This is a genomic window from Pseudomonas sp. BAY1663 (genome assembly GCF_000582595.1).
In the GTDB taxonomy this organism is placed as follows: domain Bacteria; phylum Pseudomonadota; class Gammaproteobacteria; order Pseudomonadales; family Pseudomonadaceae; genus Stutzerimonas; species Stutzerimonas stutzeri_AF.
The window spans coordinates 20,599-46,576 of sequence record NZ_AZSV01000018.1 but is presented as its reverse complement, the minus strand read 5'-3'; the positions used below and the strand labels follow the sequence as shown (position 1 = coordinate 46,576).

At 62.9% G+C, this 25,978-nt stretch carries 19 protein-coding genes, 1 tRNA gene and 3 pseudogenes; 13 read left to right on the top strand and 10 right to left on the bottom strand.

All coding sequences use genetic code 11. The features are described from left to right. Nucleotides 1-36 precede the first annotated feature (36 nt). The 3 genes and pseudogenes from BAY1663_RS23465 to BAY1663_RS07815 all read right to left on the bottom strand — a co-directional run bounded on the left by BAY1663_RS23465 (nt 37) and on the right by BAY1663_RS07815 (nt 6,451). Entirely contained in the window at nt 37-2,010 is a 1,974-nt protein-coding gene (locus tag BAY1663_RS23465; protein ID WP_128576148.1) for a DNA sulfur modification protein DndB, read from the bottom strand. Nucleotides 2,011-2,050: 40 nt separating this feature from the next. After that, nucleotides 2,051-3,297 (bottom strand): annotated as a pseudogene (locus BAY1663_RS07820) (ribonucleotide-diphosphate reductase subunit beta). 294 nt (nt 3,298-3,591) lie between these two features. After that, nucleotides 3,592-6,451: pseudogene (locus BAY1663_RS07815) on the bottom strand (ribonucleoside-diphosphate reductase subunit alpha). A gap of 711 nt (nt 6,452-7,162) precedes the next feature. Between BAY1663_RS07815 and BAY1663_RS07810 the strand changes: the two are divergent. Then, entirely contained in the window at nt 7,163-7,885 is a 723-nt protein-coding gene (locus BAY1663_RS07810; protein WP_037039228.1) for a winged helix-turn-helix domain-containing protein, read from the top strand. Beyond that, on the top strand, nt 7,882-9,483 hold the full coding sequence (locus BAY1663_RS07805; protein ID WP_037039225.1) for an ATP-binding protein: 1,602 nt from the start codon (nt 7,882-7,884) through the stop codon (nt 9,481-9,483). Before BAY1663_RS07810 ends, BAY1663_RS07805 begins: the two co-directional genes overlap by 4 nt. A gap of 314 nt (nt 9,484-9,797) precedes the next feature. Here BAY1663_RS07805 and BAY1663_RS07800 read toward each other — a convergent pair. From BAY1663_RS07800 to BAY1663_RS07790, 3 genes and pseudogenes are all read right to left on the bottom strand, one after another. Next, nucleotides 9,798-12,243 (bottom strand): annotated as a pseudogene (locus tag BAY1663_RS07800) (acyl-CoA dehydrogenase). A gap of 85 nt (nt 12,244-12,328) precedes the next feature. Beyond that, complete coding sequence (locus BAY1663_RS07795; protein ID WP_037039222.1) at nt 12,329-13,468, bottom strand: mechanosensitive ion channel family protein; 1,140 nt, start codon at nt 13,466-13,468, stop codon at nt 12,329-12,331. Nucleotides 13,469-13,593: 125 nt separating this feature from the next. Then, complete coding sequence (locus BAY1663_RS07790; protein ID WP_037039220.1) at nt 13,594-13,950, bottom strand: rhodanese-like domain-containing protein; 357 nt, start codon at nt 13,948-13,950, stop codon at nt 13,594-13,596. A gap of 356 nt (nt 13,951-14,306) precedes the next feature. Between BAY1663_RS07790 and BAY1663_RS07785 the strand changes: the two genes are divergently transcribed. After that, nucleotides 14,307-14,801 carry a hypothetical protein gene (locus tag BAY1663_RS07785; protein ID WP_037039218.1) on the top strand — a complete coding sequence of 165 codons (495 nt, stop codon included), beginning with the start codon at nt 14,307-14,309 and terminating at the stop codon, nt 14,799-14,801. A gap of 48 nt (nt 14,802-14,849) precedes the next feature. On the opposite strand, the gene BAY1663_RS07780 is transcribed toward BAY1663_RS07785, so the two are convergent. Both BAY1663_RS07780 and BAY1663_RS07775 read right to left on the bottom strand, forming a co-directional pair. After that, nucleotides 14,850-15,275 (bottom strand): DUF1810 domain-containing protein, encoded by a 426-nt coding sequence (locus BAY1663_RS07780; protein ID WP_037039216.1) that lies wholly within the window; start codon nt 15,273-15,275, stop codon nt 14,850-14,852. Between the two features lie 313 nt (nt 15,276-15,588). After that, a complete protein-coding gene (locus tag BAY1663_RS07775; RefSeq protein ID WP_037039213.1) occupies nt 15,589-15,954 on the bottom strand; it encodes a helix-turn-helix transcriptional regulator in 366 nt (121 codons plus the stop codon). 354 nt (nt 15,955-16,308) lie between these two features. Between BAY1663_RS07775 and BAY1663_RS07770 the strand changes: the two genes are divergently transcribed. Next, entirely contained in the window at nt 16,309-16,533 is a 225-nt protein-coding gene (locus BAY1663_RS07770) for a hypothetical protein (protein WP_037039210.1), read from the top strand. An 8-nt stretch (nt 16,534-16,541) separates the two neighbouring features. Here the strand turns inward: BAY1663_RS07770 and BAY1663_RS07765 are convergent, their stop codons facing one another. Next, nucleotides 16,542-17,438, bottom strand: a complete 897-nt coding sequence (locus tag BAY1663_RS07765) for a LysR family transcriptional regulator (protein ID WP_037039208.1) — start codon at nt 17,436-17,438, stop codon at nt 16,542-16,544. A gap of 145 nt (nt 17,439-17,583) precedes the next feature. On the opposite strand from BAY1663_RS07765, the gene BAY1663_RS07760 reads away from it, so the two are divergent. Next, entirely contained in the window at nt 17,584-18,009 is a 426-nt protein-coding gene (locus BAY1663_RS07760; protein ID WP_037039205.1) for a VOC family protein, read from the top strand. 94 nt (nt 18,010-18,103) lie between these two features. On the opposite strand, the gene BAY1663_RS07755 is transcribed toward BAY1663_RS07760, so the two are convergent. After that, nucleotides 18,104-18,193 (bottom strand) — tRNA-Ser (locus BAY1663_RS07755). Nucleotides 18,194-18,400: 207 nt separating this feature from the next. Here BAY1663_RS07755 and BAY1663_RS07750 point away from each other — a divergent pair. The 8 genes from BAY1663_RS07750 to queF all read left to right on the top strand — a co-directional run bounded on the left by BAY1663_RS07750 (nt 18,401) and on the right by queF (nt 25,911). Beyond that, nucleotides 18,401-19,696 carry an HD-GYP domain-containing protein gene (locus tag BAY1663_RS07750; RefSeq protein ID WP_037039204.1) on the top strand — a complete coding sequence of 432 codons (1,296 nt, stop codon included), beginning with the start codon at nt 18,401-18,403 and terminating at the stop codon, nt 19,694-19,696. A gap of 112 nt (nt 19,697-19,808) precedes the next feature. Further along, a complete protein-coding gene (locus BAY1663_RS07745; RefSeq protein WP_037039203.1) occupies nt 19,809-20,498 on the top strand; it encodes a crotonase/enoyl-CoA hydratase family protein in 690 nt (229 codons plus the stop codon). Nucleotides 20,499-20,638: 140 nt separating this feature from the next. Beyond that, the gene (locus BAY1663_RS07740) at nt 20,639-21,859 is read left to right on the top strand and encodes an aspartate aminotransferase family protein (RefSeq protein ID WP_037039201.1); all 1,221 of its coding nucleotides are present in this window, start codon (nt 20,639-20,641) and stop codon (nt 21,857-21,859) included. A 60-nt stretch (nt 21,860-21,919) separates the two neighbouring features. Then, nucleotides 21,920-22,201, top strand: a complete 282-nt coding sequence (locus BAY1663_RS07735) for a hypothetical protein (protein ID WP_011912811.1) — start codon at nt 21,920-21,922, stop codon at nt 22,199-22,201. A gap of 12 nt (nt 22,202-22,213) precedes the next feature. Next, nucleotides 22,214-23,233, top strand: a complete 1,020-nt coding sequence (locus BAY1663_RS07730) for a succinylglutamate desuccinylase (protein ID WP_037039194.1) — start codon at nt 22,214-22,216, stop codon at nt 23,231-23,233. Nucleotides 23,234-23,302: 69 nt separating this feature from the next. Further along, a complete protein-coding gene (locus BAY1663_RS07725; protein ID WP_037039192.1) occupies nt 23,303-24,232 on the top strand; it encodes an ABC transporter ATP-binding protein in 930 nt (309 codons plus the stop codon). Continuing rightward, nucleotides 24,229-25,008, top strand: a complete 780-nt coding sequence (locus BAY1663_RS07720; protein WP_037039190.1) for an ABC transporter permease — start codon at nt 24,229-24,231, stop codon at nt 25,006-25,008. The genes BAY1663_RS07725 and BAY1663_RS07720 overlap by 4 nt, the downstream gene beginning before the upstream one ends. Nucleotides 25,009-25,080: 72 nt before the next feature. Next, complete coding sequence (gene queF, locus BAY1663_RS07715; protein ID WP_037039187.1) at nt 25,081-25,911, top strand: NADPH-dependent 7-cyano-7-deazaguanine reductase QueF; 831 nt, start codon at nt 25,081-25,083, stop codon at nt 25,909-25,911. Nucleotides 25,912-25,978 lie beyond the last annotated feature (67 nt).

Genomic DNA, 25,978 nt, shown 5'->3' with positions numbered 1-25,978 from the left:
TTTACACCGAGCTGATCTGAAAGTTCTGTGATTGCGTCAAAATGCCTCGCTTCCGCTTTTTTGTTTATTTGGGCATTGAATTCTTTCTTTGTTTGTTTCTTTTAATATTCTCAGTTGATTTGCTTTGTCTTCTGGGAAAAAGTCATCCAGAGTTTGTTTTGTTTCTTTTTTAAGTTCATCTAGTAGTCGTGCACTGTAGGCTCCAGCATGCTTAATGCCCATTTCAATAAGTTTTTCGTCTAACTCGTTGGCCTGATGTTGATCTAGATGTTGGCTATCTTTCAAGCTCTTCACTAGTGCAGACCTAGATTGCTTGTGGAGTAGCGTAGAGCCTAGGATGTCTAGCCAGGCTTGCTTTGCCCAGATTGAGCCAAAATTAACGTTTTCGTTTCGCCATAGCATTCTACGTGTGTACTTTCGCTCGGATCCTAGAAATCTATCCTTGCTAACTAATGCAAGCTCTTCCAAGCTCAAGATAGCGGCCTCTGCGACGTCTGGTAATCTTATGTCGTAGGTTATTGCGACTGCCGCGATATTTAGAAAATGTCGGATCAGCGCTTGTTGAAAAACGGCGAGGAAATAAATCCTGTCCTTCTGATCATAAGCTATCCAGCTTTTAAAGTCAGAGTATGCGCTTTTTGTACTTTCCTCGAAGATTTCATCTTCTTTGTATATGTATGAGTCTAGGGTTTTCTTTAGGCCGATGAAGGAGCTGTTGTTTTCGTTAACCTTGTTATTTAGTTTTTCAAATGCACTATTTAAAGCTGTCTCCAGTTTTTGGTAAGGACTTGGCTTTCTGAATAGAATCTCTAAGGCTTTGACTAGGTAGGTATCGATCTGGTTTTTAAGAATGTCATCGATTTTAGTTTTTTGTGTTCTATCAAGCACTCCATCCCATGAAAATTCCGGATCTACTGCTTGGAACTCTTCACTTCTCTCATCAAGGAAAAGTAACTCTGACGCCAAGCCTTGTGAGAAAAGATGTTCGCTCAGTGCCCTTGCAACTATGGAAATAGTTGTTACTGAGAAGTCTCTGGTGCGAACTTCAACACGCTCATCCTCTCGAGTATTCCATTCTAGTAGATGTAAGCGATTCCACGATCCTGGAAAATTTATTGACTTAAATAGATCCGCAAGCCTCCTTGTAGCCATGGCTGAATAGCTGTCATCCTTCAGTAGTGCGATGAAATGACCGCTAACTCTCTTGGGTTCCGAGTTTATTCTAACGAATAGCTCCCTAAAATCTTGAGTCATTAATTCATTGCTGCCATCTCGTTTGACTGCATCTGGTGGCCATACGATACAGATTGGAATTTCAATGTCGCTAAGTATAGGCTTTTGGTCTTCGTTTTTTTGAATTAAACGAATGGCTTCAAGACGATGCTGGCCATCAAGAACCACAAGCTTTGCGCGCCTGGGGTTGATGCGTAGCATTGCCGCAAAGTCGTAGTAGTGCTTTTCCACGCCGTTCCAGAGAATTTTTCGCTCTGAGCTATCTTCGTCTGCTTCGGGAAGGTCAAGCTGGAATCCGTCGTGATCCCATGTCCCTCTAAGGGTTTCGCCTATCTCTTCATCAGTATGAAAGAGTTCTTCATAGGTCAGGTACTGCTTTTGAATATTGCCTTCGTTGTCCAGAAGTACAAGGGAGGCTAATAAAGGAGGGAAGAAGATAACCCTGTCTTTACCTTGGCTGAGGTACTTATTGGCGATGTTTCTTACGCGGCTATAGTCAATGTCACGCTGAATTAGTTCTTCAAAATCAGTTTTGTCAGTCTTGAAAAGTTCAGAAGCGGTACTTAAAAGTGAGGTCTCTGAAGAGGGTATGCTAGTGGTCAAATAATAGAGGCTATAGCTATGTTCTGTTTTAAAACGGCCAAAAGAGCCTCTTATTTCTTTTGAGAATTTAACTATTTTTTTGGTGCCTGGAACCTTTGCCATTATTTTTCCCGTTTCTGTAAAATAAAAGCCCCGCACTAGGCGGGGCTTTTTTATAAGAACCCCAACATCCATGGCAGGTATTGGGTGAATCTAGCGTGATTTCAAACTGGTATCAATCCCAACTCAAAGCCCCACCCGTCTGATACTCAATCACCCGCGTCTCGAAGAAGTTCTTCTCCTTCTTCAGGTCCATGATCTCGCTCATCCACGGGAACGGGTTGGTGGTGCCCGGATATTCCTCTTTCAAGCCGATCTGGGTCAGGCGGCGGTTGGCGATGAACTTGAGGTAGTCCTCCATCATCGCGGCGTTCATGCCGAGTACGCCACGGGGCATGGTGTCGCGGGCGTATTCGATTTCCAGCTGGGTGCCCTGGAGGATCATCTGGGTCGCTTCGTCCTTCATCTCGGCGTCCCACAGGTGCGGGTTCTCGATCTTGATCTGGTTGATCATGTCGATGCCGAAGTTCAGGTGCATGGACTCGTCACGCAGGATGTACTGGAACTGCTCGGCGGTGCCGGTCATCTTGTTGCGGCGGCCCATGGAGAGGATCTGGGTGAAGCCGCAGTAGAAGAAGATGCCTTCGAGTACGCAGTAGTAGGCGATGAGGTTGCGCAGGAACTGCTTGTCGGTCTCCGGGGTGCCGGTCTGGAAGGTCGGGTCGGAGATGGAACGGGTGTACTTGAGGCCCCAGCTGGCCTTTTTCGCGACGCTGGGGATCTCGTGGTACATGTTGAAGATCTCGCCTTCATCCATGCCCAGCGACTCGATGCAGTACTGGTAGGCGTGGGTGTGGATCGCCTCTTCGAAGGCCTGGCGCAGGATGTACTGGCGGCACTCGGGTTGGTGATCAGGCGATAGGTGGCCAGCACGAGGTTGTTGGCGACCAGGCTGTCGGCGGTGGAGAAGAAGCCGAGATTGCGCTTGACGATGCGGCGCTCGTCTTCGCTGAGGCCGTCCTTGCTCTTCCACAGGGCAATGTCGGCGTTCATGTTCACTTCCTGCGGCATCCAGTGGTTGGCGCAACCATCCAGATACTTCTGCCAGGCCCAGTCGTACTTGAAGGGGACGAGCTGGTTGAGGTCGGCGCGGGCGTTGATCATGCGCTTCTCGTCGACGCGCACGCGGGCGGCTTCGCCTTCCAGTTCGTTGAGGCCTTCGCGCACGTCCAGTTCGTCCAGCGCACGCTTGGCGCGGGCGATGGCGTCGGAGTCGTCAGCGGCAACGGCGCGGGCTTCTTCCACGGAGCCGGCGGCTTCGTTGTCCAGCTTGGCGGCGGTCTGGCTCGCCGGCTGCGCGGCTGCGGTGGCCGGCGCGGCGGTGGTGGTTTCTTCTTCGTCGAATTCGTCCCAGCTCAGCATGTGCGGTTGCTCCTGATTGGGGACCGGGCATGGCCGGTCGGATGTATGGGTGGCTTTTGGTTGTGCACGCAAAAGCGCGGAAATTGTTGGTCGCGGTCGACCATGAGTGGGTCGCATCGGTGGATGCGGAAAGCGGCATCCACCCTACGAAACAGGCCACTCGGTGCGAGCGTGCAGCTGAGCGAGTGGCTGCAAGGCGCCCGGCAGGAGGAGCCCCTGAGCGTACTGATGTACGCAATGGGGGCCGACTCGCCGGGCAACGTCGCAGCCGCCGTTCAGATGCGCGCGACTTTCTTACTGACAGGCTTCGCAGTCGGGGTTATCGATGGAACAGGCCTGCGGTACCGGTGCCGGCTTCGGTTCAGCACTCAGGCTTTCGTCGATCACCGAACTCACGGCATTCAGCTTGCCGGTGTTGATGGTGGACTTCTCGGTGCTGGTCGCGGCCAGGGCACGGAGGTAGTAGGTGGTCTTCAGACCGCGGAACCACGCCATGCGGTAGGTCACGTCGAGTTTCTTGCCCGAGGCGCCGGCGATGTAGAGGTTCAGCGACTGGGCCTGGTCGATCCACTTCTGGCGGCGGCTGGCGGCCTCGACGATCCACTTGGTTTCCACTTCGAAGGCGGTGGCGTACAGGTCCTTCAGGTCCTGCGGGATGCGTTCGATCTGCTGCACGGAGCCGTCGTAGTACTTGAGGTCGTTGACCATCACCGGGTCCCACAGGCCGCGGGCCTTGAGGTCGTGGACCAGGTAGGGGTTGATCACGGTGAACTCGCCGGACAGGTTCGATTTGACGTACAGGTTCTGGTACGTCGGCTCGATGGACTGCGACACGCCAACGATGTTGGAGATGGTCGCGGTCGGCGCGATGGCCATGATGTTGGAGTTGCGGATGCCTTTCTTCACGCGCTCGCGGATCGGCGCCCAGTCCAGCGATTCGGACAGGTCGACGTCGATGTATTTCTGGCCACGGGCTCGATGAGGATCTGCTGGGAATCCAGCGGCAGGATGCCCTTGGACCACAGCGAGCCTTCGAAGCTGGAGTAGGCGCCGCGCTCGTCGGCCAGGTCACAGGAGGCCTGGATGGCGTAGTAGCTGATGGCTTCCATGGACTTGTCGGCGAAGTCGATGGCGGCATCGGAGCCGTAGGCGATGTGCTGCAGGTACAGGGCGTCCTGGAAGCCCATGATGCCCAGGCCCACCGGACGGTGCTTGAAGTTGGCGTTCTGCGCCTGCGGCACGCTGTAGTAGTTGATGTCGATGACGTTGTCGAGCATGCGCACGGCGGTGCGCACGGTGCGCTCCAGCTTGGCCGCGTCCAGCTTGCCGTCGGTGATGTGGTTGACCAGGTTGATCGAGCCCAGGTTGCAGACGGCGATCTCGTCCTTGTTGGTGTTCAGGGTGATCTCGGTGCACAGGTTGGAGCTGTGCACCACGCCCACGTGCTGCTGCGGGCTGCGCAGGTTGCACGGGTCCTTGAAGGTCAGCCACGGGTGGCCTGTCTCGAACAGCATCGAGAGCATCTTGCGCCACAGGTCCTTGGCCGGCAGGGTCTTGAACAGCTTGATCTTGCCGTACTTGGTCAGCTCCTCGTAGTACTCGTAACGCTCCTCGAAGGCGCGGCCGGTGAGGTCGTGCAGGTCGGGTACGTCGGACGGGGAGAACAGGGTCCAGGGGCCGTCATCGAACACGCGCTTCATGAACAGGTCCGGAATCCAGTTCGCGGTGTTCATGTCGTGGGTGCGGCGACGGTCGTCACCGGTGTTCTTGCGCAGCTCGAGGAATTCCTCGATGTCCAGGTGCCAGGTTTCCAGGTACGCGCAGACCGCGCCCTTGCGCTTGCCGCCCTGGTTGACCGCCACGGCGGTGTCGTTGACCACTTTCAGGAACGGCACGACGCCCTGGCTCTTGCCGTTGGTGCCCTTGATGTAGGCGCCCAGCGCGCGCACCGGGTCCAGTCGTTGCCCAGGCCGCCGGCGAATTTGGACAGCAGGGCGTTGTCGCGGATGGAGTCGTAGATGCCGCCCAGGTCGTCCGGCACGGTGGTCAGGTAGCACGAGGACAGCTGCGGACGCAGGGTGCCGGCGTTGAACAGGGTCGGCGTCGAGGCCATGTAGTCGAAGGACGACAACAGGTTGTAGAACTCGATGGCGCGCACTTCCTTCTGCTCTTCCTCGATGGCCAGGCCCATGGCCACGCGCATGAAGAAGATCTGCGGCAGTTCGAAGCGGATGTCGTTCTTGTGGATGAAGTAGCGGTCGTAGAGGGTCTGCAGGCCGAGGTAGGTGAACTGCTGGTCGCGCTCGTGATCGAGCGCCGCGCCCAGCTTGGCCAGGTCATAGTCCTTCAGCTTGGCATCGAGCAGCTCGAACTCGACGCCTTTCTCGATATAGGCCGGCAGGGCGCGGGCGTAGAGGTCGGCCATCTCGTGATGGGTGGCGCTTTCGGCGACCCCGAGGAAGCCCAGCGCTTCGGCACGCAGGGTATCCATCAGCAGGCGCGCGGTGACCTGGCTGTAGTTCGGCTCGCGCTCGACCAGGGTACGGGCAGTCATTACCAGCGCGGTGTTGACGTCCTTCTCGGCCACGCCGTCGTAGAGGTTCTTCAGGGTCTCGCGTTCGATCAGCGCGCCGTCGACCTCGGCCAGGCCTTCGCAGGCTTCGCGGATGATGGTCTGCAGGCGGCCCATGTCCAGCGGTTGCTGGCTGCCGTCGGCGCGGGTAACGCGGATGCTCGGGTGCGGCTGGGCGATCTCGCCGGCAACGCTGGCGCTCTTGCGCTCCTGGGCGCGGGCTTCGCGGTAGATCACGTAGTCGCGGGCGACCTTCTGCTCGCCGGCGCGCATCAGCGCCAGTTCGACCTGGTCCTGGATCTCTTCGATGTGGATGGTGCCGCCGGAGGGCATGCGGCGCTTGAAGGTGGCGGTGACCTGCTCGGTCAGGCGCGCGACGGTGTCGTGGATGCGCGAGGACACGGCGGCGTTGCCGCCTTCCACCGCGAGAAAGGCCTTGGTGATGGCAACGGTGATCTTGTCGTCGGTGTAGGGCACGACGGTACCGTTGCGCTTGATCACGCGCAGCTGGCCCGGGGCGGTGGCCGCCAGATCCGGGGTATCGGCTGAAAGCGGGTTCTCGCGAGTGGATTGGTTCTGCATGGGGGCTCCGGATTCTCTCTGGTCGCGGTATTCGTTCTGTGCCGGGCTCGGGTGAGCCCGGGCATTCCTTACTACATGACTGCATGAAGCATGCCCCGGCGGGCCGGCGCATGCGGTGTCGCAAAAAAGGGATGACCCGACCTTCCCAGGTGGAGTCGACGTCCCGGAAGAATAGTCAGGCTGGATGAACTGTCAACACAATATGTTGTGTTTCTAGTCGATTCCTAGCACAGCTGCTTGGTCCGGGATTGGAGTCGCTGGCCAGCCGTCAGGGCGCTGCATTCAGGCTTGACGGGAGGCGGATAAAGGTTGTTTCAGGTAGCGGAGAGAGGGGCTGCACGCTCGGCCTCTGGTGCTTCCGTGATTGTGTCGCAGTGCGCCTTCCACCCCAACATCTAGGGGGTAGGAAGCGAAGGGGCGACAAGATAATGCTGGCCCGGCGCCAATGCAAGGCGCATTGCCGGGATAAGCTGTGGATAACATGTGTGTGTTTTGTGGGTGAAATGCGCCACTGCCGGTACAGCCCGCATGGTATCGGCGCTTGCCCGGAAACCGACGAAATACGCATCGTTGAGGCATCTTCTTCCGTGGCGGCGCGACACTATATGTTGTGTTTGTTTCAGTACGGTTTTTCGGCCTCGCCTGGCATCCGGCCTTGGGTACAATGGCCGCCGTTCAGCGGGTGCCTGATGGATCACGGGAGGGCGGGGGATGGAACAAGAAGCGTGGCGGATTCTCATCGTCGAGGATGATCGGCGGCTGGCCGAGTTGACCCAGGAATACCTGCTGGCGAACGGCGGTTTCGAGGTCGCCATCGAGGCCGATGGCGCCCGCGCCGCCGAGCGCATCATCGAGGAGCGCCCGGACCTGGTGGTGCTCGACCTGATGTTGCCCGGCGAGGATGGCCTGTCGATCTGCCGCCGGGTGCGCGACCGCTACGACGGGCCGATCCTCATGCTCACCGCCCGCGCCGACGACCTGGATCAGGTGCTGGGACTGGAAACCGGCGCCGACGACTATGTCTGCAAGCCGGTGCGGCCGCGCCTGTTGCTGGCCCGCATCCGCGCCCTGTTGCGCCGCCGCGAGGGCCTCGAGGTGCCTCCCGCGGCCGTCAAGCGCCTGCAGTTCGGCCCGTTGGTGGTCGACAGTGCCCTGCGCGAAGCCTGGCTGCGCGAGCAGCCGATCGAGCTGACCGGCGCGGAGTTCGATCTGCTCTGGCTGCTGACCTCCAATGCCGGGCGCATCCTCTCGCGCGAGGAAATCTTCGCCCAGTTGCGCGGCATCGAGTACGACGGCCAGGATCGCTCCATCGATGTGCGCATTTCGCGCATCCGGCCGAAGATCGGCGACGATCCGGAGCATCCGCGGCTGATCAAGACGGTGCGCGGCAAGGGCTATCTGTTCGTTCCCGAGGCGGCCGAAGCGCTGCGATGAACTCCATTTTCCTGCGCATCTATGGCGGTGTGCTGGCGGTGCTGGTGCTGGTGGCGCTGCTCGGCACCGGCGGCCTGCAGTTGCTCAACGAGGTGCGCGCGGACGCGCATCGCGAGCGCCTGGCCGGCGGCACCTTCCGTCTGATGGCGCACAACATGAGCAGCATGACGCCCATCGAGCGGCGCCAGGCGGCGAACCTCTGGGGGCGGTTGCTGGGGATTCCGCTGCGGGTGCGCACGCTGGACGATGTCAGCCTGGACAGCCGGCTGGAGGCACGCCTGCTGCGCGGGCAGGTGCTGGTCGAGCAGATTCGTCCGCGCAGCACCACGGTGTTCAGCCTGGTCAGTGCCCGGGATCGGCTGGTGCTTACCGGCGAGGTGGAGCAGGTCAGCGAGCAGCTGGCACGCGCCACCATCTACCTGCTGATCGACGAGCTGATCCGCTACCCCGAGGCCGAGCAGCCGCGGCGCCTGGCCACGCTGAAACAGGCGCGCGGTTTCGGTTTCGACCTGGAACTGGTGACGCGCGACAGCGCCAACCTGGACGACGATCAGCGCCGCCGTCTCGACGAGGGCGACACGGTGATGGCGCTGGACCGGGGGGGCGAAGCCGTTCGCGTATTCGCCGCGATCGCCGGAACCGGCTGGATCATGCAGCTGGGGCCGCTGTATCCGCTCAATCCCTACCCGCCGCAGTTGCTGCTGCTGATCGGCGTGCTCGGCCTGTCGCTGATCGGCCTGACGGTCTACCTGCTGGTGCGCCAGCTGGAGCAGCGGCTGAGCGAACTGGAGGGCGCAGCCACGCGCATTGCCGCCGGTAACCTGGAAACCCGCGTGCCGGATGCCGGCACCGACTCGGTCGGTCGGTTGGCGGCGGCGTTCAACGGCATGGCCAAGCACCTGCAACGTCTGCTGGCGGTGCAGCGTGAGATGGTCAGCGCGGTGGCCCACGAGTTGCGTACGCCGGTGGCGCGCCTGCGCTTCGGCCTGGAGATGAGTGCCGAGGCGGCAAGCGACGAGGCGCGCCGCAAGTACCTGGAAGGCATGGACGGCGATATCGACGACCTCGATGCGCTGGTCGACGAGATGCTGGTGTATTCCCGCCTCGAGCGTGGCTCGCCGACGCTGAAGTTCCAGCGGGTCGATCTGCGCGCGCTGGTGGATCAGGTGATCGGCGAGCTGGCGCCGCTGCGGCCGGATATCGACGTCGCGCGTGGCGACTGCGTCGCGGCCGCGGATGGCAGCTGCTGGGCCGAGGCGGAACCGCAGTATCTGCGCCGCGCCCTGAGCAACCTGATCAGCAACGCCATGCGCCATGCCGAGCACCGGGTACGGGTCGGCTTCGCCATCGAGGCGCAGCAGGTGCGGCTGGACGTGGACGACGACGGTCCCGGCGTGCCGGAGGAGGACTGGGAGAAGGTGTTCACGCCGTTCCTGCGCCTGGACGACAGCCGCACCCGCGCCTCGGGCGGGCATGGGCTCGGCCTGTCCATCGTGCGGCGCATCATCTACTGGCACGGCGGCCGCTCGCAACTGGCGCACAGCGGGCTGGGCGGCGCCCGTTTCAGCCTGGTCTGGCCGCGACGCCGGCCGGATTGAGCGAGGCGTCGGTGGTTGTGGTTGAGTTGGGCTTGGTGCTACGGGTTCGGATGGGTTTGGGTTGGCCCGGATATTGGCCTGCCTATTCGCTCGTTGGGCTTCGCAGGCTCACCCCAACCTACGCCCGGGTTTCGGCTCTGTAGGTTGGGTTGAGCGTAGCGAAGCCCAACGAGGGTGATGCCAGGCGATACGTTCGTGCGAGTTGGGCTTCGGCGCCGGGCGCCTCAACCCAACCTGCATGCCATTCAGTTCACCATGGGCGCGATGTCCGGAATGCGGCGCATGCAGCGGTCATCCCCCGGTGATCTGCGGCTTCAACGTATCTTCCCGTCCTGCAACTGCAGCTCCTCCTTGGCGAAGTCGTCCACGTCGATGACCGTGCGGCGCGCCTCTTCGGCGGTCTGCAGGCGCTGCGCTTCGGCTTCGTCGATGACCCCGGCGGCCAGCGCCACGGCGATCGGGTGGCCGTCGGCCTGCGGCATGATGGTGCCGGCCTTCAGCGCCTTGGCCAGTTTCTGCGCCGCGCCCTGACTGGCGGCCAGCACGTCGAAGGCGCGCTTCAAGGCGCCGAGCGGCTGTTGCGGGTCCTGCGGGCGGTACATGCCATCGAGGATGCGCTCCAGTGCCGGGTCGCCTTCCGGACGGCCGAGCAGGGCCGCCACTTGCGCATCCAGCTCATCGGACGGCCCCTTGTGGCGGGCGCCGAAGGGGAACACCAGCGCATGCAGCACGCAACCCAGGGCGCGATTGGGGAAATTGGCGAGCAGGTTCTTCAGCGCTTCTTCCGCTTTGGCCAGGCAATCCTCCAGGGCCCAGCGCAGTAGCGCTTCCTGTTCGGCGGGCTGGCCCAGGTCGTGGAACCGCTTGAGGGCCGCCGAGGCGAGATACAGCTGGCTGAGCACGTCGCCCAGCCGTGCCGACAGTCGCTCGCGGCGCTTGAGTTCGCCGCCCAGCAGCATCATCGAGAGGTCGGCGAGCATGGCGAAGGCCGCGGCGATGCGGTTCAGTGCGCGGAAGTAGGGGCGGGTGAGGGCGGTGCCCGGCACGCGGCCCATGAGACCGAAGCTCAGCCCCAGCAGCAGGGTGCTCGCGGTGTTGCCGACGGCGAAGCGATGTGCTGCATCAGCAGGCTGTCGAATTTCGCCACCGCCGCTTCGCGGTCGGGTTCGTGTACCACTTCCATTTCCCGCAGCACGAACGGATGGCAGCGGATCGCGCCCTGGCCGAAGATCATCAGGTTGCGCGAGAGGATGTTGGCGCCTTCGACGGTAATGGAGATCGGCGCCGATAGCCACAGGCGGCCGAGGTAGTTGTTCGGCCCGAGGATGATGCCCTTGCCGCCGTGGATATCCATGGCGTCGCTGACGCAGGCGCGGCCGCGCTCGGTGAGGTGGTACTTGAGAATGGCCGAGAGCACCGAGGGCTTCTCGCCGAGGTCGACCGCGTTGGCGGTGAGGATGCGCGCGGCGTCCATCAGCCAGGCGTTGCCCGCGATGCGCGCCAGCGGTTCCTGGATGCCCTCGAAGGCGGCCAGCGGCACGTTGAACTGTTCGCGGATCTGCGCGTAGCGGCCGCAGGTGTAGCTGCAGACCTTGGCGGCGCTGGTGCCGGTGGCCGGCAGCGAAATCGAGCGGCCGACCGACAGGCAGTTCATCAGCATCATCCAGCCTTTGCCGATCATCTCGCGCCCGCCGATGATCGCCTCCAGCGGCACGAAGACGTCCTTGCCCCAGTTCGGCCCGTTCATGAAGGCCGCGCCCAGTGGCAGGTGGCGACGGCCGATGGAAACGCCGGCGGTGTCGGTGGGGATCAGCGCCAGGCTGATGCCGAGTTCTTCCTCTTCGCCGAGCAGATGCTCGGGGTCGTAGGTCTTGAAGGCCACGCCGAGCAGGGTCGCGACCGGGCCGAGGGTGATGTAGCGCTTCTCCCAGTTCAGGCGCAGGCCGAGCACTTCTTCGCCTTGCCAGTGGCCCTTGCAGATCACCCCGCTGTCGTTCATCGCGCCGGCGTCGGAGCCGGCATAGGGACCGGTGAGGGCGAAGCAGGGGATGTCGGTGCCGTCGGCCAGGCGCGGCAGGTAATGGTTGCGCTGTTCGTCGGTGCCGTAGTGCAGCAGCAGTTCGGCCGGGCCGAGGGAGTTGGGCACCATCACGGTGCTGGCCAGGTCGCCGCTGCGGGTCGCCAGTTTCATCACGATCTGCGAATGGGCGTATGCGGAGAAGCCCTTGCCGCCGTATTTCCTGGGAATGATCAGGCGAAGAAGCCCTCGGCCTTGATGTAGTCCCAGGCGGCCGGCGGCAGGTCCAGGCGCTGGGCGATGTCCCATTCGCTGACCATGGCGCAGAGCGTTTCGGTCGGGCCGTCGAGAAAGGCCTGTTCCTCGTCGCTCAGGCGTGCCGGCGGGTAATCGAGCAGGGTGTCCCAGTGCGGCCGGCCGCTGAACAGTTCGCCGTCCCACCAGACGCTGCCGGCCTCGATGGCGTCGCGCTCGGTGGCGGAAATCGGCGGCAGCACTTTCTTGAACCAGTCGAACATCGGGCCGCTGAAGTATTTGCGGCGAAGGCCGTCGGCCAGCAGTGGTACGGCGACGGCGATCAGCACGAGCCAAAGCACGAGCATCAGCCAGCCGGGTGGTTCCTCGGCGGCGCTCATGAGGATCAGGTAGGTCGCGACGATCGCCAACGCCGGAATCGGCGAGACGCGCAGATGAGCGATCACCGCGATGCCGAGCAAAAGAACCAGCAGCCAGAGCAACGTCATTGGTTTTTTCCTTGTAGGGCCGAATGTCTTCCTTGTTCAGCATAGGCCCTGGCCGCCGGGGCGACGAAGCGGCCCATTGCCGCCATCATGCCGTCGGTTGGGCATCCTGCGGCGGCTGGGAGGGCGGCGCATCCTGAGTGGGCGCGGACTCCTCGCGGGGAAGCCCGGCCACGGTGACCTCCGGGAGCCTGCCGCCGATGAACTCGACGCTGCGGGTCGGGAAGGCGAACTGCACGCCCATGCCGCGGATGCCGTCCAGCAGGGCGAGGTTGATCTCCTGCTGGGTGTCCATGTAGCGGTTGTAGTCCGAGACCTGCATGATGTAGACGACCTCGAAGGTCAGCTGGCTGTCGTCGAAGCCGAGGAAATGCGCGCGGTCGAACTTGGCGATCTCGATGCCGTCGATGATCCGCTTCACCAGCGCCGCCACGTCCTTCACCTTCTCGCTCGGCGTGTTGTAGGTGATGCCGAACTTGAAGACGATCCGCCGGGTGTTCATGCGCTTGTAGTTGTGCACGATCTGCCGCAGCAGGTCGGCGTTGGAGATGACGATCTGCTCACCGCTGAGGGCGCGGATGCGGGTGGTCTTCAGGCCGATGTGCTCGATGGTGCCGGCGACCTCGCCGAAGACCACGAAGTCGCCGATCTCGAAGGGCTTGTCGACGCCAATGGACAGCGAGGCGAAGACGTCGCTGAGCAGCGTCTGCACCGCCAGGGCGATGGCGATACCGCCGACGCCGAGGCTGGCGACCATGGCGGTGATGTCCACGCCCAGGTTGGCCAGGATCGACAGCAGCATCATGGTCCAGACGACGATGCGGATCATGATGCCGATGATGGTGGTGGTGACCGGATTGCGTGCCTTGCCGTCGCGGGTCAGGCTTTCCATCCACAGGCGCACGCCGGTGTCCATCCACAGGGCGATCTGGAATGCCAGGGCGATGAACCAGCCATGGGACATCGTCGATTCCCAGCGCTCCGGCAACTCCACCGCCTTGAGAGCGATGAGCAGCGAGAAGGCCAGGATCAACAGGCGGCTGGTGCGCGCGAGCAGTTCGGCGGCGATGCCGAGAAATGGGGTCTTGGAACGCGAGGCGAGTGTGTTCAGGCGCCTGGTGACGATGCCCAGAATGGTGCGCAGGACCAGGTAGCTGACGAGGGTGATGCCCACCACGATCGCCATGTTGATCCAGAATGTTTCGTTGAGCAGGGCGTCCCAGTTCATCTAATCCTCCGGCAAGGGTGCGCGTGAGCGGCGAAGACCACGTTTTTCAGTGGTCCTCACCGCCCAGAAGTTCCCGAGACGAAGGAGGAGGGCGCCGGCCCGGCGCGTCGGGGTGGCCGGGCTGGTCAGTTCTGGCGCAGCGCCGAGTCGAGCTGTTCGTAGCCGCCGGCGTTGATGACCTGGCGATAACCAAGCTCCTGCAAGAGATCCTGTGCCGCCGAAGAGCGCCGGCCGCTGCGGCAATAAACCACCACCGGTGTGTCTTTGTCCGGTACCAGGCTGCCGATGCGTTGCGCCAGCTGTTCGGGGTCGATGCGGTTGGCGCCTGGCAGGGCCCCCGCCGCGAATTCTTCTGCGCTTCGCACGTCGATCAGCACGCTGCCGGGTTGCTGGAGCGCTTGCAGCGCCGCGTTCTGGTCGATGTCGCCTGCCATGGCGCCAAAGCTCGAGGCGAGCAGTGCGATGAGGACGGGCATGCGCATGAGGCTTTCCTCGCAGCGCCGCCGGGGTGCGGCGCTCAGCTGAATATACGGGACAGATTGGGCAGGATCAGGATCACCGCCGTGGCGATGACGATCAGTGTTGCCTGCCGCAACTTCTTCTGCTTGAACATGACATGGCCTTTTCTTCTTCTGTGCCGCGAATGATGGCGTGGCCGAAATGGTCGGGCGGCATGCTGGCTCAGTTCTTTTCAGCCCTGCTCCGGCGCGAGAGGCACCGGACGCTCGCCCATGGGCAATTGATCAAGCAAATTCCACACCAGCGCTGGCGTGGGGTATCGCAGCCGTAGGCTCATTTCGTTGTCTTCATTGGGTAGGCCCCTTGTGCGGAGAGCGAGATGAACAAGCACGAACTAGCGCTTTACCTGCTGCTTGCAGGCGTGTCGGCTGGTGCCCTGGCGCAGGAAGAGGAGATGACCCTGCAGCAGGAGCGAGACCGGATGGGCGCCGAGATGGAAGAGAATCGCCAGCAGATCGGCAGGGATATCAACCGTATCCGTGAGCCGAATGGGCCGCCGGCGGATGCCGAAGGGATCGATCGCGGTGGCGTGCCGAGCGATGCAGTTCCTCCGCGGCCCCGCGCACCGGGTACCGCCAACCCGCCGGCAGGTACGTCGCGACCGGGTGGCGATGACGTGCGGCAGCCGACCAGCGGTCCCGGCGCCGATCCGGTACCGGTCATGCCGGGTGGTGCCAATGGAAACGTCAGCCCCGGCAGCGGCGTTTCGCCGGGTGGAATCGGAACAGATGACGGTAACGGCGCCGCTGCGGGAAGCAGCAGTGGCGGTGCGGCGACTGGCGGCCCGATGGGCGGAGCAGCCGACCAGCCTTGATCGCAGGTCGCTCGGGTTGCGCCGCATTCGTGCGGTTGTCTTCGAGGCTCAGCCGCCGAGGAGGGCAAGGCTCGCCGGGTCCGGCCGGCCCTCGAAGAATGCCTGCAGCGCTTCGTCGAACGGTGCCGGCGGCGGTGCGACGCGGGCGAACAGCGTCAGGCAGGAATGGAATTTCAGATCGTCCGGCGTGCCGAGAATCCGCTGCGCGCTTTGCCCGCGATGTTCCAGCATGGCGCGGGTACAGGCTTCCAGGCGCGGGCCGAGCAAGGGGTGTTGCAGGTAGGCGAGCGCTTCGGCCTCGCCCGAAATGGCGTAGCGGCTTGCCATGGCACTGTGTCCGAGGCCGCTCAGCTGGGGAAATATGAACCACATCCAATGCGTACGCTTGTGGCCGTCGCGCAGCTCGCCCAGCGCCTGCTCGTACACCGGGCGTTGGGCGTCGACGAAACGCTGCAGGTCGTATCGATCATTCATGAGGGTAACCGGGTTCCGGGTATTCCCTTGAACGGCCAGTTTGCTCCGGGGGATCTGGCTGAACAATGAGGTGCCGACGTGCGGCCGTGTTAATTGTTCGGGATAACTGTCGCGCAGGTTTCTGGATCGAATTCAATACGCGCGATCAGTAACTAAGCCCGTACACTTTGAGGGTAATTCTGGCTTGGTTTTGCAATGCCGTGAGTTGAATGGGGCGGGCGTAATTGGCGATTCATTCAATAAGCGAACCGATGTCGAAGTAATACGTTATTGCCTGCTTTCGGTAAGGCGAATGGTAAGCTGGATTTCTTGCTCAGCGAGAGGATTTCTTATGACGGGCCAGAATCTTTTTGGCCGAGGCGACGATTTCCTTCAGCGTATCCAGGTCGTCGGTCTGGTAGGCGATATCGCAAAGGCTGTGCCGCAGCTCCTGGCCGCTGGGTTCCGAGGGCAGGGATGCCGGCGCTACGGTGACGAAGAAGGATTCCATCGAGCACTCCAGGGCACGGGCCATTTCCTCCAGCGCCTCGAGCCCCGGTGCATAGCTGCCGCGCTCGTAGCGGCTGATGGTCATGGGCTCGCACCCTAGAGCCTCGGCCAGGTCCGCCTGCGTCCATTCCTTGGCTAGTCGAAGCGACTTGATCCGCTTGCCGAGGGTTTTGGTGGCATTCTGACTCATAGGAAAGCCCCGAAAAATCAGATACTTGCATCTGACTCCCCTCCCCATGAAGGTCAAAATATGGCTACTATCCATGTTTTGACTAGCCATATCTAGTATAGTTCTGTCGACGCCGCCGCGTGAAATCAGCGTGGGCGGTGGTGAAGAAATGGCTTTCCCGCGCAGCATTTATCCGGCATGACGGCGATCGCTTTATTGCAATAGAGACACAGGGGCGAAGTTAAGGTATCGCCGATCGGAACTTCGCCGTGGCTGGATAAATGAACCTGTAGTTTTCCAAGGGAAGCAATAAGACACACACCGTATTTGCAATCAGATGGCCTGGGCAGACGGATCTAGCATGGGAGGTTATTTATGAAGTGCATCTCCGTATACGTGGAAAAACTAAAAGCCGGCTTCAGAAAGAACCAGCAAAGGGAACAACTGCAATTGCGGTATGAAGCCAAGCGAAATGCGGAACTGATAAAGATCGTGAAGGACGATGGAATCTTCGGGGCGCGCGAAGAGGAGCGGCAGGCCGCCTTGGCCATCCTGAAGAAACGCAAGGAAGCCGCGGGCGCCCAGAAGCCGCGCGGCTAGAGGCTCGGTCAGTGGGGCACGGCTTCGTCGTGCCCGTCCATGGCGGCCTGCTCGACGATCAGTCGTGCGAGCAGGCGGGCCGGTTCGCTCAGGTTTTGCCGGGCACGGTGCACCAGGCCTACGTCGCGGTGGAACGTATGTTCGCCGAGGTCGATGGCCCGCACCGAGCTCGGCCACCGCCTGCCGGAGGCGGTTTCCGGCACCAGGGCAACGCCCAGGCCATTGCCGACCAGTTTGACGATGGCCTCCAGTTCGTCCAGTTCGCTGACCTCTTCCAGGGTGAAGTGCACCTGCCGCAGGAAGCGGTCCACCTGGCGACCGCCGAAGGACGACCGGTCATAGCGGATGAAGGGCTGCGAGGCGAGCAGTTCGCGCCAGTCGTTCCCCGCCAGCGCCTCGGGAACGAGCAGCCGATAGGGCTCCCGCGTCAGGCTGGTCCATCGCAGGTCGCTCTGCAGCTCGAACGGCGGGCGGATGATTGCCGCGATATCGATCTCGCCGGCATCCACCAGGTTGAGCAGTTCCATCGACAGGCCGGGCAGCACCCGCGTCCGGCAGCCGGGGCTTTGCCGGTGGAACCGCGCCAGGGCATCGGGGAGCAGGGCGCGCTGGATGGAGGCGATCGCCCCGATGTTCACCCGCGCCATCTGCACATGCTCCGCACTCGCGGAGCCGAGATTGTCGTACAGGCGGACCAGTTCCTGCGCTTGCAGCAGGGTCTGCTGTCCCATCGGGTTCAGGTGTGCCTTGCGGCCCCGGCGTTCGAACAGTTCGAAGCCGAGCTGCGCCTCGAGCCTCTGCATCTGTGCGCTGACCGCAGCCTGGGTCAGGCCGATCCTGGCGCCCGCGGCGGCGAAGGTGCCTTCGCGCGCAACGGCGATGAGTGTCTTGAGTTCGCGGATCATCGATAGATTCTGTTTGTGTATCGAAGAAAAATATATTGATTTTTGTAGTGCTTGGCGAGCCGTAGGATGGTGGGCGGGCGAACCGGTCCGACCGATGCCTGCGTGTGCGCGACTACACCTCCAACCAATAACCTCGGAGCCTCGGATGAGCCTTTCTCCTTTCCACCTTGCGATTCCCGTCTACGATCTTCCGGCCGCGCGTGAATTCTACGGCGAGACCTTTGGCCTGGCGGAGGGACGCTCCAGCGACCAGTGGGTCGACTTCGATTTCTACGGCCATCAACTGGTCATCCACCAGCACCCCAGAACCGCTTCGCAGGAGCAGGCGCACAGCAACCCGGTGGACGGGCACGACGTGCCGGTACCGCACTTCGGTATCGTGTTGCCATGGGAGCAATGGGAGGCCCTGGCCCAGCGCCTGAAGGCCCTGGGCACTTCGTTCGTGATCGAGCCCTATGTTCGCTTCAAGGGCCAGGTTGGCGAGCAGGCCACCATGTTTCTCTTCGATCCCTGCGGCAATGCCCTGGAGTTCAAGGCCTTCAAGGATATCGGCCAGCTTTTTGCCAAGTAGCCGCACTGGGCGCGACAGGCGTGGTCGCGCGGGTGCCGGAAAAGCAAAAGCCCCTGGTTTCGCCGGGAAACCAGGGGCTTGCTTGAATCGAATCTGGCGGTGAGGAAGGGATTCGAACCCTTGATACGATTTCTCGTATACACACTTTCCAGGCGTGCTCCTTCAACCGCTCGGACACCTCACCGGATCGACGGAGGTTCAAGTCCGTCGAGGCGCGCTAATGTAATCGAACGGATTGCCTTTGGCAAAAACTTTTTTTAGCTTATTCATGTGCTTAAGAAAAACGCCCGTGGCAAGTGACAGGTTCCACGTTCCAGTGGATCGACATTGTCGCCCGTGCTGCTGCCTGGAGTAACGTGGGCGCCGAAGGACACGGAGCGCAACCTCACCCATGAGACGGATGGACAGCCCAGACAACGAAATGGATGCCGTACGGGTGCCCGGTCGCCGACGAGTGAATGTTGGCAACCTGGAGCTGGGCATGTTCATCTGCGAGCTCGATCGACCGTGGGCGGAAACGGGTTTCGCCTTCCAGGGTTTTCCACTGCTGCGCTTCGATGAGCTGCAGGCCGTGCGTGCCTGTTGCGATTACGTGTACATCGATGAAACCCGCTGGGTGCGCCTGTCGCAGCCGGCTCGCGGTTCGTGCGCCGGAGCCGTGCCGGCCGCCGAGCGTAGGCAACGGGCCCAGGGGGCGTTGTCGGCGGAAGTCGAGGAAGCGAAGGCGGCCTATCACGACGGCTCTCGCCTGATCGAACAGGTACTGGAGCAAGTGCAGCACGGGCGGGCGATCGATACGCGTGCCTGCCATGCGGCGGTCAGGCGCAATCTGCAGAGCCTGTTGCGTAATGAAAGTGCGATGCTCTGGCTGATCCGGCTGAAGCGCCAGGATCTCTACACCGGCTTGCACTGCCTGTCCGTGTCGATCATGGCGATGGGGTTCGGCAATCATCTGGGGCTGGCGGACGACGATCTGGAAGTGCTGGGCATGGCGGGCCTGTTGCACGATGTCGGCAAGATGCGCATCGATCCGCTGGTCCTCAACAAGCCCGGCAAGCTCACCGCCGAGGAGTTCGAGCTGATCAAGCGCCACCCGGAGTTCGGTTTCGATGCGTTGCGCTCGGGGCCGGGCATTCCGCAGGCGGCATTGCAGGCTGCCTACGGCCATCACGAGCGGCTCGATGGCACCGGCTACCCGCTTGGGCTGGTGGCCGAGCAGATTCCCTACATGACCCGCCTCATCACCATCGTCGATGCCTTCGATGCGATCACCAGCCATCGTGCCTATGACCGTGCCAGACCGGTGCAGGCGGCTTTCGACATCCTGCGCGACGCCAGCGGCCGGCAGTTCGATGAGGCGCTGGTCCGGGAGTTCATCCGCTGGCTCGGTGCGTTTCCGGTGGGCACGCTGGTGCAATTGCACACCGGCGAAGTCGCCGTGGTGGTGGAGAAACACGAGCACCTGCAACTGCGGCCACGCGTGGCGGTGCTGCGCGATGCGCACAAGCAGCGCTGTACACCGCGCTACCTGGACCTCGCGCGAGTCTGCACGGATAGCCTGGGCGTGCCCTACCGGATTTCCAGCGGACTGCCGGACGGGGCATATGGGCTGCACGTCGCCGATCCGGAACTGCAGGGCATACTGCATCCGCGGGCGCTGGCCGAGTTCGAGCTGGAAATCCAGTGACCTTCGAACGGCGGTGTGCGGGCTTGCGGTGACCGGCTGGTCAGTCATCGCGCTTTACCTGGGCCGGGGGGCTGGGTAACGTCTGCCCACTTCAATAACAAGGAATCTCGTCATGAGTGAGCTGGTCTCCTACCAATTCGAAGACGGCATCGCCACGCTGACGCTGTGCAATGGCAAGGTCAACGCGCTGTCTCCCGCGGTTTTCGAGGCGCTCAATGCCGCGCTGGATCGCGCCGAGCAGGACCGCGCGGTGGTGATCCTCACCGGGCAGCCGGGAATCCTTTCCGGTGGCTACGATCTCAAGGTCATGACCTCCGGCCCGCAAAACGCCATGGCGCTGGTCGCCACCGGCTCGATCTTCTCCCGCCGCATGCTGGCGCACCCGTTCCCGATCATCGTCGCCTGCCCGGGGCATGCCATCGCCAAGGGCGCCTTCCTGCTGCTGTCGGCCGACTACCGCATCGGCACCGAGGGGCCGTTCCATATCGGGCTCAACGAGGTGCAGATCGGTATGACCATGCACCACGCCGGCATCGAGCTGGCGCGTGATCGGCTGGGCAAGGCGACGTTCCAGCGTTCGGTGATCAATGGCGAGATGTTCGACCCGGCTGCGGCCGTGGACGCCGGCTTCCTCGACAAGCTGGTGCCGGCCGGCGAGCTGCTGGCGGTGGCCAAGGCGGCGGCCGAGCAACTGAAGAAGATCAACATGGTGGCGCACAGGAACACCAAGCTGAAAGTGCGCAAGGCACTGTTGGAGACGCTGGACCAGGCCATCGCGCTGGACCAGCAGCACTTCGGCTGATCCGTCCGGCCGGGCGCGCAAGAGAATTTCTCCACGAGTGCGCACGAGGGCCGGCCCTGCGTTTACACTGCGCGAGTGACGCCCCGCCGATGGCGGGGCGTTTTCATTTCCCATCAGTGTCGCATCGCAGGAGAGTCCCGATGTCCGCCCCGCATACCCCGGTAGAACGCGCCGATTTCGACCAGGTCATTGTTCCCACCTTCGCCCCCGCCGCCTTCGTGCCGGTGCGCGGCCTGGGTTCGCGAGTCTGGGATCAGAGCGGTCGAGAACTGGTGGACTTCGCCGGCGGCATCGCGGTCAATGCACTGGGCCATGCACATCCGGCGCTGGTGGCGGCGCTGACCGAGCAGGCCGGCAAGCTCTGGCACATCTCCAACATCTATACCAACGAGCCGGCGTTGCGCCTGGCCAAGAAGCTGGTGGCGGCGACCTTCGCCGACCGCGCGTTCTTCTGCAACTCCGGCGCCGAGGCCAACGAGGCGGCGTTCAAGCTGGCCCGTCGTTACGCCCATGATGTGTATGGCCCGCAGAAATTCGAGATCATCTCGGCACTCAACAGCTTCCATGGCCGCACCCTGTTCACCGTCACGGTGGGCGGGCAGTCGAAATATTCCGACGGCTTCGGGCCGAAGATCGAGGGCATCAGCCATGTGCCCTACAACGATCTCGAGGCGCTGAAGGCGGCGATTTCCGACAAGACCTGCGCCGTGGTGCTGGAGCCGATCCAGGGCGAGAGCGGCATCCTGCCGGGCGAGCAGGCCTACCTGGAAGGCGCGCGCCAGCTCTGCAACGAGCACAACGCGCTGCTGATCTTCGACGAGGTGCAGACCGGCATGGGCCGCACCGGCGAGCTGTTCGCCTACATGCACTACGGCGTGGAGCCGGACATCCTGACCAACGCCAAGAGCCTCGGCGGCGGCTTCCCCATCGGCGCGATGCTGACCACCAACGGGATCGCCGCGCACCTGAGCGTCGGTACCCACGGCACCACCTACGGCGGCAACCCGCTGGCCTGTGCCGTGGCCGAGACGGTGGTGGATATCGTCAACACGCCCGAGGTGCTGGAGGGCGTCAAGGCACGGCATGAGCGCTTCAAGACCCGGCTGCTGCAGATCGGCGAGCGCTACGGCGTGTTCAGCCAGATCCGCGGCCGTGGCCTGCTGATCGGCTGCGTGCTGACCGACGCCTGGAAGGGCAAGGCCGGCGCCTTCTGCGCCGCCGCCGAGAAGGAGGCGCTGATGGTGCTGCAGGCCGGTCCGGACGTGGTGCGCCTGGCGCCGAGCCTGGTGATCGACGAGGCCGATATCGATGAGGGCCTGGAGCGTTTCGAGCGCGCCATCGCCACCCTGGTCCAGGCCTGATCAATCCCTTGCGCGCGGCGTCGCTGGCGCCGTGCGCCCCATCAAGCGAGAGCATTCGAAATGAGCGATAGCCTGCAACTGGTTCTGGAAGATGTCGACGGAACCCAACTGGAAACCTCCTGCACCCGCTTTGCGGTGGTCTGGCAGGGCCGCGAGGTGTGGATTCAGCAGGTCGGCAACGGCCAGCTGATGATCGGCGTGGACGTCGAGGACGGCGACACCGAATACGCCAACCTGGTGCTGCGTCCGCTGGCGACCAACCTGGTCAGCCTGCAACTGGAGATGGAGCCGGTCGAGGCCGATGACGACGAGCACGTCCACGGCCCGGACTGCAACCACTGACGGCAAGCCGGCATGCTCGCCCTCGGCAAGCTGCTGGAGCTGACCCTCGCCGGGCGCGAGCCCTGTGAGAAAATCCAGCTCACCCCGCAGGGGGTGAAGCTGCGCTGGCTGGCCGAGGGCGCACTGCTGGTGTCGCCGCCGGCCAGCCAGGACCAGGGCCTCGACCTGCTACTCTCGGCAGGGGTTCACGGCAACGAGCTGATCCCCATCCATGTGCTGGACCACCTGATCCGGGCGATCGCCCGTGGCGAGGTGCAGCCGCATGCGCGCCTGTTGCTGGTCTTCGCCAACCCGGCGGCGATGCGGCGCACGGCGCGGCAGGTCGACCTGGATCTCAACCGCCTGTTCCTCGGCGCCCATGGCGACGTCTGGGGATGCGAGGCGCTGCGTGCGGCGGAGCTGGAGGCGCTGGTCGCGGGCTTCTTCGAACCGGGCGGACGGCAGCGCCGGCACTATGACCTGCATTCGGCCATGCGCCCATCGCGGCTGAAGCAGTTCGCGATCTGCCCCTGGCGGGAACGCGAGCAGGCCACACCCGAGGCACTGGCGCGCCTGCATGCGGCGGCCGTGGACGGTGTGCTGCTGCAGCGCCAGCCGACCAGCACCTTCAGCGCGCTGAGTGCCACGCGGCACGATGCCGAGGCGTTCACTGTCGAGTTGGCGGAGGAGCCGGGCGGGGCGCTGGTGCGGCTCCAGCAGGCCCTGGTCGCCATGATCGAGGGGCGGGAACTGCCGGCGCTGGCCGCAGCGCCTTTGCACGTGCTGCGCGTCGCCCGCGAGATCGTCAAGCGCACCCCGCAGTTTCGCCTGTGCCTGCCGGCCGATATCGAGAACTTCGCGCCATTGCCACTTGGCAGCGTACTGGCCGAGGAGGGCGACGGGACCCGTTGGATCGTCGAGGAGCCGCAGGCGCGCATCCTCTTTCCCATGGCCGAAGCCGCGCTCGGCCAGCGCGCCGGGCTGATCGTCGTGCCGCTGGTCGGGCCGGCAAGCGTCGCGCTGAAGGCGAGCGGTATCCAGGATGCGCCCTGATCGACGGTTGCAATTGGCGATATGCGCCCTTATCTAGCTTCACTCCCCTTGCGTTGTGTGCACCTTCTTATGAGTACTGCTCTGTCCATTCGGCAGTTGACCAAGACCTACGGCAACGGCTTCCAGGCCCTCAAGGGCATCGATCTGGATGTCGCCGAAGGCGACTTCTTCGCCTTGCTCGGCCCCAATGGCGCCGGCAAGTCCACCACCATCGGCATCCTCTCCACCCTGGTGAACAAGAGCGGCGGCACGGTCAACGTATTCGGCCACGACCTGGACCGCGACCCCTCCGGCCTCAAGCGCTGCCTGGGCGTGGTGCCGCAGGAATTCAACTTCAACCAGTTCGAGAAGGCCTTCGACATCCTGGTGACCCAGGCCGGCTACTACGGCATCCCGGCGAAGGTCGCCAAGGAGCGCGCCGAGCGCTACCTCAACCAGCTGGGCCTGTGGGACAAGCGCGACGTGTCCTCGCGCATGCTCTCCGGCGGGATGAAGCGCCGCCTGATGATCGCCCGCGCGCTGATCCACCAGCCGCGCCTGCTGATTCTCGACGAGCCGACGGCGGGCGTGGACATCGAGCTGCGCCGCTCGATGTGGTCGTTCCTCACCGAGCTCAACCGCGAAGGCATCACCATCATCCTCACCACCCACTATCTGGAAGAGGCCGAGCAGCTGTGCCGCAACATCGGCATCATCGACCACGGCCAGATCGTCAAGAACACCAGCATGCGCGAGCTGCTCAAGCAGCTGCACGTGGAAACCTTCCTACTCGACCTGAAGGAATCGCAGCTGGTGGCGCCGGAGCTGGGCAACTACCCGTCGCGGCTGATCGATCATCACACCCTCGAGGTGCAGGTCGAGAAGAGCCAGGGCGTCACCGAGCTGTTCCGCCTGCTGGCCGCCCAGGGTATCGAGGTGCTGAGCCTGCGCAACAAGACCAATCGGCTGGAGGAACTGTTCGTGTCGCTGGTGGAAAACAACCTGAAGGTGACGCCATGAGTGCCGAACTGCGCCCCAACCTGGTCGCGCTGCAGACCATCGTCCACCGCGAGATCCGCCGCTATACCCGTATCTGGCCGCAGACGCTGCTGCCACCGGCGATCACCATGGTGCTGTACTTCGTCATCTTCGGCAGCCTGATCGGCGCGCGGATCGGCGAGATGGACGGCTTCAGCTACATGGACTACATCGTGCCCGGGCTGATCATGATGTCGGTGATCACCAACTCCTACAGCAACGTGGTGTCGAGCTTCTTCAGCACCAAGTTCCAGCGTTCCATCGAGGAACTGCTGGTCTCGCCGGTGTCGCCGCACGTGATCGTCGTCGGCTTCGCCCTGGGCGGCATCACCCGCGGCCTGGCGGTCGCGGTGATCGTGACGCTGCTGTCGATGTTCTTCACCGACCTGCAGGTGCACCACCTGGGCGTCACGGTGCTGGTCATCACCCTGACGGCGAGCATCTTCGCCCTCGGCGGCTTCATCAACGCGGTGTTCGCGCGCAATTTCGACGACATCTCGATCATTCCGACCTTCGTACTGACGCCGCTGACCTACCTGGGCGGGGTGTTCTACTCGATCCACCTGCTGTCGCCGTTCTGGCAGACGCTGTCGCTGGCCAACCCGGTGCTGCACATGGTCAACGCCTTCCGCTACGGCATTCTCGGCGTGTCGGACATCCGCATCGGCGTGGCCATCAGCTTCATGCTGGTCGCGGTGGCGTTGCTTTATCTGGTTTCCGTGCGCCTGCTCGTGAGCGGCAGGGGGATGCGCCAGTAATCGCGTCGCAAGCTGAAAAAGACGCCGCGAAGCGTTAAACTTCGCGGCGTTTTCGTTCCAGGTTCTCTCCAGATGCAGCATCCCGCCGAACATTCTCCGCTGGGCAAGTCCAGCGCTTACGTCGCTACCTACAGCCCCGACCTGCTGTTCCCGATCCCGCGCGCGCCGAAGTGGGCCGAACTGGGCCTGCGCGCCGATACGCTGCCGTATCGCGGTGTGGATATCTGGAACTGCTACGAGCTGTCCTGGCTGCTGCCCTCGGGCAAGCCGGTGGTGGCGATCGGCGAATTCGAGATTCCGGCCGACTCGCCGAACATCATCGAATCCAAGTCGTTCAAGCTCTACCTCAACTCGCTGAACCAGTCGGTGTTCGCGTCGCGCGAAGCGCTGCTGGAGGTGGTGAGCCGTGACCTCTCTGCGGCGGCGGACAAGCCGGTGGCGGTTCGCCTGCGCACGCTGGATGCGGTCGGTGCCGAGGGTATCGCGGCGCTGCCGGGGCGCTGCATCGACGAGCTGGAGATCGCCATCGAGCATTACGACCAGCCGCGTGCCGAGCTGCTGCGCTGCGATCCGGCGCGCCAGGTCGAGGACTGCCTGCACAGCCACCTGCTCAAGTCCAACTGCCCGGTCACCGGCCAACCCGATTGGGGCAGTGTGGTGGTGGAATACCGTGGCGCGGCGCTGCAGCCGGAGAGCCTGCTGGCGTATCTGGTGAGCTTCCGCCAGCATGCCGATTTCCACGAGCAGTGCGTGGAGCGCATCTTCCTCGACCTGCAGCGCCTGCTGCGGCCGGAAAAGCTCACGGTCTATGCGCGCTATGTGCGGCGTGGCGGGCTGGATATCAATCCCTACCGCAGCACCGAGGCGCTGTCGGTGGACAACCGGCGGCTGGTGCGCCAGTAGCTGGCGAGTGGTTTTCCGCGGGGCCGGAATTTTTGCTAGCACCCCGCGGTCTCTTCATTCCGACGGC